Annotated in this window: 11 protein-coding genes; 4 read left to right on the forward strand and 7 right to left on the reverse strand. The window is 57.1% G+C overall.

Annotated features, from left to right (window positions below):
• The first annotated feature begins 176 nt into the window (after positions 1–176).
• Positions 177–836, forward strand: a complete 660-nt coding sequence (locus tag HWX89_RS02920) for a YggS family pyridoxal phosphate-dependent enzyme (protein WP_138795208.1) — start codon at positions 177–179, stop codon at positions 834–836.
• A gap of 85 nt (positions 837–921) precedes the next feature.
• Here the strand turns inward: HWX89_RS02920 and HWX89_RS02925 are convergent, their stop codons facing one another.
• A complete protein-coding gene (locus tag HWX89_RS02925; RefSeq protein WP_178340602.1) occupies positions 922–1623 on the reverse strand; it encodes a DUF1013 domain-containing protein in 702 nt (233 codons plus the stop codon).
• Positions 1624–1854: 231 nt separating this feature from the next.
• Between HWX89_RS02925 and acs the strand changes: the two genes are divergently transcribed.
• A complete protein-coding gene (acs, locus tag HWX89_RS02930) occupies positions 1855–3813 on the forward strand; it encodes an acetate--CoA ligase (RefSeq protein ID WP_138795209.1) in 1959 nt (652 codons plus the stop codon).
• A 113-nt stretch (positions 3814–3926) separates the two neighbouring features.
• Here acs and HWX89_RS02935 read toward each other — a convergent pair whose 3' ends face one another.
• The 6 genes from HWX89_RS02935 to HWX89_RS02960 form a co-directional block, all read right to left on the reverse strand.
• Positions 3927–4934, reverse strand: a complete 1008-nt coding sequence (locus HWX89_RS02935; protein WP_138795210.1) for a TRAP transporter substrate-binding protein — start codon at positions 4932–4934, stop codon at positions 3927–3929.
• 42 nt (positions 4935–4976) lie between these two features.
• The gene (locus HWX89_RS02940) at positions 4977–6254 is read right to left on the reverse strand and encodes a TRAP transporter large permease (protein ID WP_138795211.1); all 1278 of its coding nucleotides are present in this window, start codon (positions 6252–6254) and stop codon (positions 4977–4979) included.
• A 4-nt stretch (positions 6255–6258) separates the two neighbouring features.
• A complete protein-coding gene (locus HWX89_RS02945; protein ID WP_138795212.1) occupies positions 6259–6789 on the reverse strand; it encodes a TRAP transporter small permease in 531 nt (176 codons plus the stop codon).
• A 21-nt stretch (positions 6790–6810) separates the two neighbouring features.
• On the reverse strand, positions 6811–7971 hold the full coding sequence (locus HWX89_RS02950; RefSeq protein WP_138795213.1) for a fumarylacetoacetate hydrolase family protein: 1161 nt from the start codon (positions 7969–7971) through the stop codon (positions 6811–6813).
• A gap of 194 nt (positions 7972–8165) precedes the next feature.
• The gene (locus HWX89_RS02955) at positions 8166–8882 is read right to left on the reverse strand and encodes a FadR/GntR family transcriptional regulator (RefSeq protein WP_138795214.1); all 717 of its coding nucleotides are present in this window, start codon (positions 8880–8882) and stop codon (positions 8166–8168) included.
• 115 nt (positions 8883–8997) lie between these two features.
• A complete protein-coding gene (locus tag HWX89_RS02960) occupies positions 8998–10443 on the reverse strand; it encodes an FAD-binding oxidoreductase (RefSeq protein WP_138795215.1) in 1446 nt (481 codons plus the stop codon).
• Positions 10444–10654: 211 nt separating this feature from the next.
• On the opposite strand from HWX89_RS02960, the gene denD reads away from it, so the two are divergent.
• Complete coding sequence (denD, locus tag HWX89_RS02965; RefSeq protein WP_138795216.1) at positions 10655–11641, forward strand: D-erythronate dehydrogenase; 987 nt, start codon at positions 10655–10657, stop codon at positions 11639–11641.
• Positions 11638–12540: an NAD(P)-dependent oxidoreductase gene (locus HWX89_RS02970; RefSeq protein ID WP_138795217.1), complete on the forward strand. Its 903-nt coding sequence runs from the start codon at positions 11638–11640 to the stop codon at positions 12538–12540. The genes denD and HWX89_RS02970 overlap by 4 nt, the downstream gene beginning before the upstream one ends.
• Positions 12541–12547 lie beyond the last annotated feature (7 nt).

Genomic DNA, 12547 nt, shown 5'->3' on the forward strand with positions numbered 1-12547 from the left:
ATCGAGGGGAAAAATTTGCGCTGACCTTCACCATGAAACGACCGGGGCGTCAAGTTTGGCGGGGCATTAGGACGTTCAAACTTGGCCAGCGCTCATCAAATGGTGCGAAACCTGCTTGGCATCAAGGCTGCAGGCGTCTAGTTAGCGTTGAAAACGGTTCAAACGAAGGTCCTCCCATGGAAATCGAAGCGCGTCTTGAAGATGTCAGGCACCGGATTGCGGATGTTGCTGAAAAATCCGGTCGCAAGGCGGATGATGTTACGCTTGTTGCCGTTTCGAAAACTTTTGACGCTGACGCGATTGAGCCGGTGATCGACTGTGGTCAGCGCGTTTTCGGCGAGAACCGTGTGCAGGAGGCGCAAGGCAAATGGCCGGCGCTGAAAGAAAAGACCCCTGATATCGAACTGCATTTGATAGGACCGCTGCAATCCAACAAGGCAGTAGACGCCGTGGAACTGTTCGACGTCATCCAGAGTGTCGATCGGGAAAAAATTGCCCGTGCTCTTGCGGCAGAATGCGAAAAGCAGGGACGTCATCTTCGTTTTTATATTCAGGTCAATACGGGGCTTGAAGAACAGAAAGCCGGTATCGATCCGCGCGAAACGGCAGCCTTTGTCGCTTTTTGTCGTGACGAATTGAAGATGCCGGTCGAGGGGCTGATGTGCATCCCCCCGGCAGATGAAAATCCTGGCCCGCATTTTGCGCTTTTGGCCAAGCTCGCCGCTCAGTGTGGCCTCGAGAAGCTTTCCATGGGCATGTCCGGCGATTTCGAGACAGCTGTGGAGTTTGGCGCAACCAGTGTTCGTGTCGGCTCAGCGATTTTCGGTGCTCGCTGACTCTGAGTGAGGGAAAAAGACTAAGCCTTTAACAAAAAACCCGGCCTTGAAGCCGGGTTTTGTAAATCCGATGACTGCGGACGAATCAGTACTGATCGTCCTCATCTTCGTCGGTCTTCGTCGACTTCAACGAGCTCAGCTTTCTGAACACGGCGTCGGCGTCGATCTGCTCTTCCTCTTCACGCTGGAAGCTGTAGTTCAGGCCTTCGGTCGCGGCTGCAGGCTGCAGCGTGTTGTCCAGCTCTTCTGCAGTTGGCAGCGGACGGCCGCGCGATGCGCGTTCGACTTCAAGGTCGAGATCGATCTGGCTGCAGAGACCGAGCGTTACCGGGTCCATCGGCGTAAGGTTGGCCGAGTTCCAGTGCGTACGATCGCGAATCTGCTCGATGGTGGACTTGGTCGTACCAACGAGGCGCGAAATCTGCGCGTCCTTCAGTTCAGCATGGTTACGGACCAGCCAGAGAATGGCATTCGGACGGTCCTGACGCTTGGAAACCGGCGTATAACGCGGGCCACGGCGCTTGGATTCCGGCACGCGAACCTTCGGCTCGGAAAGCTTCAGCTTGTGGTTCGGATTGCCTTCGGCGCGGACAATCTCGTCACGGGAAAGCTGTCCGGTTGCAATGGGGTCGAGACCCTTGATGCCCTGCGCGGCTTCACCGTCGGCAATTGCCTTCACTTCGAGCGGATGCAGCTTGCAGAACGTAGCGATCTGATCGAACGACAGCGCGGTGTTATCAACCAGCCATACGGCGGTCGCCTTTGGCATGAGCAATTGTTGAGCCATAGATACAATCCTTCTGTCCGTCCGCGCCGGTGTCGCGGGCCGTGGGTACTAACCACTAATTTCCGGGATATGGAGGCTCTATAGCTGCATTGCATCAGAATTGCAATTCTTTGTGCAACAAATGACCTTTGTCTAATTGCCGTACGAAGTTGAACTGCTATGAATTGAACACATGTCTGAGGTGGGAGTCTTGGGCAGAAAACAAGACATATCTGGTTCCAGGAGGAGTTCATGTCTGCCAAAATCTATCCGGTGCTCAAGTCGGCAAAGGCCCGTACGCTCATTGACAACGAGCGTTACCAGAAATGGTATCAGGAGAGCGTCGAGGACCCGGAAAAGTTCTGGGACAAGCACGGCCGGCGGATCGACTGGTTCAAGCCATATACCAAGGTCAAGAACACCTCGTTTCGCGGGCGCGTGCCGATCAAGTGGTTTGAGGACGGTCTTACCAACGTTTCTTACAACTGTATCGACCGGCATCTGAAGACGCATGGCGAACGTACCGCGATCATCTGGGAAGGCGACAATCCCTATATCGACAAGAAGATCACCTACAATCAGCTTTATGATTACGTCTGCCGTCTCGCGAACGTCCTGAAGAAACATGGCGTCAAAAAGGGTGACCGCGTTACCATCTATATGCCGATGATCCCGGAGGCAGCTTATGCGATGCTGGCCTGCGCGCGTATCGGCGCCATTCATTCCGTGGTTTTCGGTGGTTTCTCGCCCGAAGCGCTGGCGGGCCGCATTGTCGATTGCCAGTCGACGTTTGTTATCACCTGCGATGAAGGCGTGCGTGGTGGCAAGCCGATCCCGCTGAAGGAAAATACCGACAAGGCGATCGACATCGCGGCGAAGCAATATGTCATCGTCAACAAGGTTCTGGTTGTCCGCCGCACCGGCGGCAAGACTGGCTGGGCACCCGGCCGCGATGTCTGGTATCATCAGGAAATTGCCACCGTGAAACCGGATTGCCCGCCCGTGAAGATGAGGGCGGAAGATCCGCTTTTCATTCTTTATACGTCCGGTTCCACCGGCAAACCAAAGGGCGTTCTGCACACGACGGGCGGGTATCTCGTCTATACCTCGATGACGCACGAATATGTGTTCGATTACAAGGATGGAGAGGTCTACTGGTGTACGGCCGACGTTGGCTGGGTGACCGGGCATTCTTATATCGTATACGGACCGCTGGCGAACTGCGCGACAACGCTGATGTTCGAGGGCGTGCCCAACTTTCCGGATCAGGGACGTTTCTGGGAGGTGATCGACAAGCACAAGGTCAATATCTTCTATACGGCGCCAACAGCGTTGCGTTCGCTGATGGGCGCGGGTGACCAGTTTGTCACGCGCTCGTCGCGCTCCAGCATCCGTCTGCTCGGCACCGTGGGCGAGCCGATCAACCCGGAAGCCTGGGAGTGGTATTACCACGTCGTCGGTGAGGACAAGAGCCCGATCGTCGATACATGGTGGCAGACGGAGACTGGCGGTATCCTGATTTCGCCGCTGCCGGGCGCGACCGATCTGAAGCCCGGTTCGGCGACACGACCATTCTTTGGCGTACAGCCACAGCTTGTCGACGCGGAAGGCAACGTTCTTGAAGGCCCGGCCGACGGCAACCTGTGCATCACCGACAGTTGGCCCGGGCAGTCGCGCAGTGTCTATGGCGATCACCAGCGTTTCATCGACACCTACTTCTCCACTTACAAGGGTAAGTATTTCACCGGCGATGGCTGCCGTCGCGACGAGGACGGATATTACTGGATTACCGGCCGCGTCGACGATGTGCTCAACGTGTCTGGCCACCGACTTGGCACAGCGGAAGTGGAATCGGCGCTGGTGTCGCACCATCTGGTTTCGGAAGCGGCGGTTGTCGGTTATCCGCATGCCATCAAGGGGCAGGGCATTTATTGCTATGTGACGCTGATGGCCGGCCAGAACGGTGACTATGCGCTTCGCGAGGAACTGGTCAAACACGTGCGCAACGAGATCGGGCCCGTCGCCACGCCTGACAAGATCCAGTTCGCACCCGGTCTGCCGAAGACACGCTCCGGCAAGATCATGCGCCGTATTCTCAGAAAAATCGCCGAAGACGATTTCGGAGCCTTGGGAGACACCTCGACACTTGCCGATCCGGCGGTGGTCGAAGATCTCATCGCCAACCGGCAGAACCGGCTGGCGGCGTCCTGATCGTCCAACTGTCTTGAAAAGGCTGCTTCGGCAGCCTTTCTTCTTGCCGATGGCACAAACAAAAACACCCGGAGGCGGAACCTCCGGGTGTTTTTCATTCTAGGTCAGTGCGATTACTGACCGCGGATCTTCTTCAGGTCCGCGAGAACGGCGTCAACGACGTCAGCGCCGATTTCAGCCTTGTGCTTTTCGTAAACGACCATCGACTTTTCGCGGATACGGGCCTGCTCTTCAGCCGACAGCGTGTTCACTTCGAGGCCGGCAGCCTTGATCTTTTCCAGGGACTTCTGGTTCAGATCGCGGATGACCTTGCGCTCTTCGTCACGGCCAACGGCCGCGCACTCGCGCAGGGCAGCCTGCTCTTCAGGAGCGTAGCTGTCGAAGATCGGCTTGGAGAAGAGGAACAGGAACGGCGTGTAAGCGTGGTTCGTTTCCGTGATGTACTTCTGGACTTCGTAGAACTTGGACGTATCGATCGTTACGTAGGGGTTTTCCTGCGCGTCGATTGCGTTGGTTTCAAGTGCGGAGAAGACTTCGCCGAAAGCCATCGGCGTTGCGTTGGCACCGAGGTTCTGGAAGGTGTCAAGGAAGATGTTGTTCTGCATCACGCGAACCTTCAAGCCGGAGAAATCTTCCCACTTGTTAACAGCGTGCTTGGAGTTCGACAGGTTGCGGAAACCGTTTTCCCAGTAAGCCAGGTTTACGAGACCCTGCTCTTCCAGCTTCTTGTTCATCATGTTGCCGAACTCACCGTCCATAACGGCGTCAGCTTCCTGAGCGTTGGAGAACAGGAACGGCAGGTCGAACACGCCGAGGGCCGGGATCAGGCCAACGAGCGGGGACGAGGACGTCACAACGGCTTCCTGAACGCCGGAGCGCAGTGCCTGGGTTGCCTGAAGATCGCCGCCGAGAGCGCCGCCCCAGAATGCCGTCAGTTTCAGCTTGCCGCCCGACTTGTCGTCTAGGCAGGCCTGCATCGCCTTGATGCCGTTGCCAACCGGATGGTCAGCATTGATGCCGTTCGAAACACGGATGTTGCGGCTGCTGAATTCAGCCATCGCAGGTGCTGCAGCGCCAACGGCGAAAGCGATTGCAGTGGTGGTCAGAAGAAGCTTTCTCATAATATCCTCCCTTGGATTTGTGAGCGAGAAGCGGATTGCGGATTAACGGAGATATTGCAGCGGCACGAGAACGATGTCCGGGAAGATGACAAGCAGCGCCAGGACAATGAGTTCGGCCACGAGGAACGGCCATACACCGACCGTCACCTTGCCCAGCGGAATGCGTCCCACACCGCTGACAACGTTCAGAACGACGCCAACCGGAGGGGTAATCAAGCCGATGGCATTGTTGATGATGAAGAGTACGCCGAAGTAGACCGGATCGATACCCGCCTGTTTGACGATCGGCATCAAAACAGGCGTGAGGATCAGGATGGTCGGCGTCAGGTCGAGCGCCGTACCGACGACGAAGACGAGGACCATGATGACGGCCATCAGGAGCATCGGGCGGTCGATCAGCGGTTCAATGTAGCCTGCGACTTCGTTCGGAATGTTCGCAGCCGTGATGAGCCATGCCGAAACCAGCGCGGCGCAGACCAGGAACATGATGATCGAGGTGCTTTTTGCGGCACGCAGGAGAACGTGGAAGAGGTCCGCCGGCTTCAGCTCGCGGTAGATGACCATGCCGACGAACAGAGCGTAGGCGGCGGCCACAACGGCGGCTTCGGTGGGGGTCATGATGCCGGCCTTGATGCCACCGAGGATGATGACCGGCATGCCGAGCGCCCATCCGGCGCGTGCCGTGGCTGTCAGGCGCTCTTTTGCCGACGTCTTCGGCAGCGGCTGAACATTGTCCTTACGTACCACGATCAGCCAGGCAGCGATCAGCGAAATACCCATCAGGACGCCTGGGACGATACCGGCAAGGAAGAGCTGGGTGATCGAGACGTTCGCGGCAACGCCGAAAACAATGAAGGCCATGGACGGCGGGATGACCGGAGCAATGATGCCGCCTGCGGCGATCAGACCACCGGAGCGCGGAATGTTGTAACCGGCTTTCGCCATCATCGGGATCAGGATCGCGGCAAGCGCTGCGGTATCAGCCGCAGCCGAACCGGAGATGCTGGCCATGATGATCGCAGCCATGATCGCAACGATGCCAAGACCGCCGCGAATGTGACCGACGAGAGCAATCGCGAAGTCGATGATGCGGCGGGAGAGGCCACCGGAGTTCATCAGTTCGCCGGCAAGAATGAAAAAGGGAATAGCCAGCAGCGTGAAGGTATCAGCGCCCGAGATCATGTTCTGAGCAATGATCTGGGTGTTGAACATGCCCATGTAAGCCATGAGCACGACGCCACAGAACATCAGCGAGAATGCGACGGGAACGCCAATCGCCATGGCTCCCAGCAGAGAGCCGACAAAAACGAAAAGTGTCATGGTATCAGCGCTCCGAAAGCTGTTCGATCGTCAGGTTTTCACCCGCAAACTGGGCGATTTCATCATCGGTCACGCGGCCCGTGAGATAACGGTAGAGGCGTTCGAGCGCGATGATGAACATCAGGCCGCCGGTAAACATGCCAACGCCGTACACCCAGATCATCGAGAGCTTGGTTACGGGGGCGTGCATGCTGGCGTTGATGCCGGACTGCTTCCAGGTTCCCCAGAAGAAAATGGCGGAACAGACAAGAATGATGATGTTCGAGATGATCATGCAGAAGACGCGTGCGCGTCGCGACAGGAACATGACGAGCGTTTCGATGCCCATGTGGCTGTTCTCGCGAAAGGTGAGAACGGCACCGATAAAGGTCAGCCACACGAAGAAATAGCGCGACAACTCTTCCGACACGTTGATACCGGAATTCATCGTGTAACGCATGACAACGTTCACGAAGACCATGATCGACATGCCGGCCAGCAGCAAGACGAGAATGATTTCGAGAATCCGGTAAAAGAGATTGATTGTCTTTTGCATTTTCCCCTCCCGAAGAAATTTTTAGAGTAGCCCTCGTTTGGCCAGATTGCGCATCAGAGCCGTGGTGCCGAACGTCCATTCGGGGCACTCGTCGGTGGTGGTAACCCAGTTGATGAGCCTGCCGAGCTTCGGCGTGGAAATTTCCACGCGGTCGCCCTTGGCATGGGTGAAGCCGAGACCGGGACCATGCCGGTCCTTGACCGGTGCAAACATGGTTCCGAGGAAGAATACCGCGCCATCGGGATACTGATGATTGCGGTTCAAGAGTTGCGAAGCCAGATTCTCCGGCGAGCGGCTGATTGCCTGCATCGGGCTGACGCCCGTCATCGTGAAGCCATCCGTGCCCTCGACGAGAAGCGAGATCTGCGACTGCTTGACATCTTCGATGCTGAACTTTCCGTCAAAAAGACGGATGAAGGGGCCGATTGCGCAGGACGCATTGTTGTCCTTCGCCTTGCTGAGCAGCAGGGCGGAGCGTCCTTCGAAGTCACGCAGATTGACGTCGTTGCCCAATGTTGCGCCGATGATGCGTCCATCCGACGTGATGGCAAGGACGACTTCCGGTTCAGGATTGTTCCATTGCGACTTCGGGTGAACGCCGATGAGGGCGCCGCAACCGACGGATGCCATGGCCTGTGCCTTGGAGAAAATTTCCGCATCGGGGCCGATGCCAACTTCAAGATACTGCGACCAGAGACCCATTTCCTGAAGCAGCTTTTTCACTTCGGCAGCTTTTTCGGAGCCGGCTTCGAGGCCCTTGAGGTTGTCGCCGAGAACCGGCGCCAGACGCACACGAATTTCCTGGGCGCGCAACGGGTCGCCTTTGGCCTGCTCTTCGATGACGCGCTCCAGCATGCTGTCGGCGAAGGTTACGCCGGCTGCCTTGACCGCCTGAATATCGTTCGGAGCGAGGAGTTCACCGGCCGAACCGTCGAGAAATGCGTCGAGCGTGCCGATTGCGACGAAACCGCTGACGTCGGCGAGCAGATCGACCAGATCGATCTTTTCGAGAAGCTCGGCCATGGTCGGAGCAAGTGAGGTGAGATCATAAAGCACGCCGTCACGCAGAAGCACGGGGCAGGGCCCATCTTCGCTTTTTGACCAGACACGACCAACCAGCAAGGCGCTCGCAAAATCTTCAGGCAAAATATCTGTGGCGTTGATTGGCCCAGCAACGGTCATGTATGTCCTCCACTTCAGAACCCCGACGACCACCTCCATGTGGTCTTATTGTCTGGATGTCTGACAAGCTATATTGATCTTTCTTAGTATGACTTTTGCAGCGAGTCTAGCGGTCCCCTAGACAAAAATTCGCGTTGTTTGTCGCCCTGATCATGAAAACCCGGCAAAGCTGTCCGATAGCTTTGCGTTACAGCTCAGAATAGGTCGAGTTCCAGGTTCACTCGACTTGCTGCGCCGATAAGATGCTTGCGCATGGCGTTTTTGGCCGCCGTGGCATCGGAAGCGGCGACCGCGTCGTAGATGGCAACGTGTTCGGCGATGGTGATTTCGAGGATTTCGCCAAATATTGCACGGGAGAACGCGATATTGATCGCAGAGCTGATGCGTTCGGCAATAAAGCCAAGAAACATCAGGAAATATTCATTCTGGGTCGCCTCGGCGAGAATGCGGTGGAAGTCGAGATCCGCCGCCACGCCGTCCTTGCTCCAGTCTTCGGCTGTCCGCATTCCTTGCAAGGCCTCTGCAAGCCGCGTCAATTGTTCGGGGCTTCTATGAAGCGCCGCAAGGCCGGCAGCCTCAATCTCCAGCGGCATGCGAAGCTGAAAGAGATCCCTGAAGTTTTCCGGGTCGTTCAGCCGGGACCGCTCGATGCGAATGGAAAGGCGCTGCCTGGGATCGGTGACAAACGCGCCGACACCTTGCCGTGTTTCAACAAAACCCTCATTGCGCAGTTGCGCAATGGCTTCGCGAATAACCGATCGGCTGACACCAAAGGTTCTGGCCAGTACATGCTCGGTGGGCAATCTGTCACCCGGTCCAAGTTTCGAATCGTTGATTTCGCGGGCGATCTCCGCGGCAATGCGGCCGGGAAGGTGATCGTTGCGATGTATCTGATTGAACTCCAGCGTCATGCCTGCTCCCGTTTCGCGGAATTATTGCTTTTATCTTCGCCTCTGCGTGCGACTTCCTCCTTCGCCTGCAGAGGTTTTGTGGACGGCTTTTTGGTAAAGCCGTCCACGTTTTTACTTAGCTATCCGCCGAAAGGCTGATCTGGCAACCGGGATTCATGCGCAAATCCGGGTCAAACGCGGATTTCAGGTTGGTGATCATCTGGCGCTGCACGTCGGACAGGCGGCTTTCAAAGTCGCCGCGCTTCAGGCGGCCGATGCCATGCTCGGCACTGATGCTGCCGACGTAACGATCCAGCACCTCATTGACGAGGGTTTTGGATTTGTAGATGAGCGCTGTTCGTTCGTCCGGCGTCGAGCCGTTCGGCGGCAGAACGTTGAGGTGCACATTGCCGTCTCCGACATGCCCATAAGACACGGCAAGGCATTCCGGCAGGCGATCCGCCAGTTCGGCTTCAGCTTCAGCCACGAAGGCCGAGAGCTTCGAAAGCGGCACGGAAATGTCAGTGCGCATATGCGAGCCGCGCAGGGCCTGGCCCTCGTTCATGCCTTCGCGGAACAGCCAGAGCTGTTGCGCCTGCGCACGGGATGAGGCAATGACGCCGTCCAGCACCAGCCCGTCTTCCATGACACCTTCAAGGAAACGTCCCATCAGATCGGCCGTGTCGACCAGGCCCGAACCGGAAATCTCCATCAGCACATAGGCGGGATAATCCGCAGCAATCGGCATCTTGAGGTCGGGAATGGCTTCGATCGCCAGTGTGAAAGCCACCGGCGGCATGAATTCAAAAGCCGACATCAGGTCACAGCATTCACGGCGCGCGCGGCGATAAAGCTTGATGGCGTCATCGAGCGAATTAAGGCCCAGCAGCGCTGTCTCGACGTGTTCAGGGTTAGGATAGAGTTTGACCGCAACGGCGGTAATGATGCCAAGCGTTCCTTCCGCGCCGATGAACAGTTGCTTGAGATCAATGCCGCGATTGTCCTTGCGCAATGTGGATAGGCCGTTCCAGATCGTGCCGTCCGGCAAAACAACTTCGAGGCCGAGAACCAGTTCGCGCGTCATGCCGTAGCGCAGCACGTTGATACCGCCGGCATTGGTTGAGACGTTGCCACCGATGCGGCAGCTACCCTGGGCTCCCAGTGACAGCGGAAAGAACATGTCCTTGTCTTCGACGGCGTCCTTGAATTCCGAGAGGATGCATCCGGCTTCCACGACTGCGGAAAAATCGTCGCTGTCGATGGTGCGGATGGCATTCATGCGCTCGAGGCTGATGACGACCTGTCCTGCAGGTGCGTCGGGTGTTGCGCCCAGAACCAATCCGGTGTTGCCGCCTTGGGGAATGATGGCAAGTTTCAGTTCAGCGCAGGCGCGAACGGCAGCAGAGACTTCTTCCGTCGAACGCGGACGAATGACGGCGACCGCCGAACTCGTCACGTCCCCGTGCCAGTCACGGCAGTAACGGGCTATATCCTCCTCTGCCGTCAGAAGCATTCCTTCTCCCAGCATGTTTTTCAACGAGAACCGCACTTCCGTCAGGTCGTTCTCGATCACGTTCTGCATTCCACCCTCTCCCATGCCACCCGCTCAAGGTTGCGCATCAGGCCGTATTCGTGCCTGCTTTTGCCGGTTTGTTAAAAAATACTATTTTCAAGCGGATCATATAAGGTTATCAGACAACCTTACAAGCTAATTTATCGGCTTGCTGTCTCGATAGCGAGTCAGAGGTGTTTTTCGGTCCGGGAGAGTGACCGGATCAATGAGGAGGATAAATATGCATATCGCAATCATCGGAGCTGCCGGCATGGTTGGCCGTAAGCTGACCCAGCGTCTCGTCAAGGACGGCGCATTGGGCGGTAAGCCGATCGAAAAATTCACGCTGATCGACGTGTTCCAGGCTGATGCGCCGGCCGGTTTTTTCGGTGTAGTCGATACGCGTGCGGCCGATCTTTCCGCGCCCGGCGAAGCCGAGAAGCTGGTGGAAGGTCGTCCTGATGTCATCTTCCATCTTGCCGCTATCGTGTCGGGTGAAGCCGAACTGGATTTCGACAAGGGATATCGCATCAACCTTGATGGCACGCGTTACCTTTTCGACGCCATCCGGATTGCCAACGGCAAGGACGGCTACAAGCCGCGCGTCGTTTTCACCTCGTCGATCGCCGTTTTCGGTGCGCCGCTTCCTTACCCGATCCCGGATGAATTCCACACGACCCCGCTCACCAGCTACGGTACACAGAAGGCAATCTGCGAACTGCTGCTGTCGGATTACAGCCGTCGCGGTTTCTTTGACGGCATCGGTATTCGCCTGCCGACGATCTGCATTCGTCCCGGCAAACCGAATGCTGCCGCATCCGGTTTCTTCTCGAATATCCTGCGCGAGCCGCTGATTGGTCAGGAAGCGGTGTTGCCGGTTCCGGAAACCATTCGCCACTGGCACGCATCGCCACGTTCGGCTGTCGGCTTCCTCATTCACGGCGCGACGATCGACGTGGAAAAGGTCGGTCCGCGTCGCAATCTTTCCATGCCGGGGCTCAGCGCCACTGTTGGCGAACAGATCGAAGCGCTTCGCAAGGTTGCTGGTGAAAAAGCTGTTTCCCTCATCCGTCGCGAACCGAATGAAATGATCATGCGCATGTGCGAAGGCTGGGCTCCCGGCTTCGAAGCCAAGCGTGCCCGCGAACTGGGCTTCACGGCAGAAAGCTCGTTCGAAGAAATCATTCAGGTTCATATCGAAGACGAACTCGGGGGCTCTTTGAAATGAGTGTTGCCGGGGAGGAGAAGAAACAGTCTATCGCGTTCATCGGAACCGGCCTGATGGGCGGTCCGATGGCCCGGCGCTTGCTGGGCGCGGGGTTTGCCGTCAAGGTCTGGAACCGCAGTGTCGAGAAGGCCGAAGCGCTTGTTGCCGATGGTGCAGTGGTTGCAGCATCGCCGGCTGAGGCCGCCAGGGGCGCCGATGTCGTCATTACGATGTTGAGCGACGGCAAGGCGGTTGGTGAAGTCCTGTTTGAAACGGGCGTTGCCGAGGCATTGGAAAAGGGTGCTGTCGTTATCGACAGCAGCTCCATCGCTCCACCGATTGCACGCGAACATGCGTCGCGGCTGGAAGCGCTGGGTATTCGCCATATCGATGCGCCGGTGTCCGGCGGTGTGCCGGGTGCGACTGCAGGCACGCTCGCCATTATGGCGGGTGGTGACGAAGCAGTCGTTTCTTCTCTTGCCGATCTCTTTGCACCGATGGGACGCTTGACCTATGTCGGCCCTTCGGGTGCCGGGCAGCTTTGCAAACTTGCCAATCAGCAGATCGTCGCCATCACAATTGGCGCTGTTGCTGAGGCGATGATGCTGGTCGAGGCTGGTGGTGCATCGCGTGAAGGTTTCCGTAATGCGATCCGTGGCGGTTTTGCCGAAAGCCGTATTCTCGAGCTGCACGGCGAGCGGATGGTCAAGCGCAATTTTGTGCCCGGTGGTCCATCGAAATTCCAGCTCAAGGATTTGAATGGTGTACTTGTCACGGCAAAGGATCTGTCTCTGACACTTCCTCTGACACAGCAGGTTACCCGCGAATTTGATGATTTCGTCGGCGACGGCGGAGCTGATATCGATCACAGCGGCATCCTGCTCTATCTCGAAAAACTCAACAACCGGGAACAGGGTTGAGACCAGC

It is taken from the genome of Rhizobium sp. RM (assembly GCF_013390595.1).
Lineage (GTDB): Bacteria > Pseudomonadota > Alphaproteobacteria > Rhizobiales > Rhizobiaceae > Agrobacterium.

Bases quoted from the DNA above. Each gene is read 5' to 3' on its own strand.
- HWX89_RS02925 (WP_178340602.1), bottom strand. From the start codon at position 1,623: ATGGCTCAACAATTGCTCATGCCAAAGGCGACCGCCGTATGGCTGGTT.
- HWX89_RS02960 (WP_138795215.1), bottom strand. From the start codon at position 10,443: ATGCAGAACGTGATCGAGAACGACCTGACGGAAGTGCGGTTCTCGTTG.
- denD (WP_138795216.1), top strand. From the start codon at position 10,655: ATGCATATCGCAATCATCGGAGCTGCCGGCATGGTTGGCCGTAAGCTG.
- HWX89_RS02945 (WP_138795212.1), bottom strand. From the start codon at position 6,789: ATGCAAAAGACAATCAATCTCTTTTACCGGATTCTCGAAATCATTCTC.
- HWX89_RS02950 (WP_138795213.1), bottom strand. From the start codon at position 7,971: ATGACCGTTGCTGGGCCAATCAACGCCACAGATATTTTGCCTGAAGAT.
- acs (WP_138795209.1), top strand. From the start codon at position 1,855: ATGTCTGCCAAAATCTATCCGGTGCTCAAGTCGGCAAAGGCCCGTACG.
- HWX89_RS02935 (WP_138795210.1), bottom strand. From the start codon at position 4,934: ATGAGAAAGCTTCTTCTGACCACCACTGCAATCGCTTTCGCCGTTGGC.
- HWX89_RS02920 (WP_138795208.1), top strand. From the start codon at position 177: ATGGAAATCGAAGCGCGTCTTGAAGATGTCAGGCACCGGATTGCGGAT.
- HWX89_RS02940 (WP_138795211.1), bottom strand. From the start codon at position 6,254: ATGACACTTTTCGTTTTTGTCGGCTCTCTGCTGGGAGCCATGGCGATT.
- HWX89_RS02970 (WP_138795217.1), top strand. From the start codon at position 11,638: ATGAGTGTTGCCGGGGAGGAGAAGAAACAGTCTATCGCGTTCATCGGA.
- HWX89_RS02955 (WP_138795214.1), bottom strand. From the start codon at position 8,882: ATGACGCTGGAGTTCAATCAGATACATCGCAACGATCACCTTCCCGGC.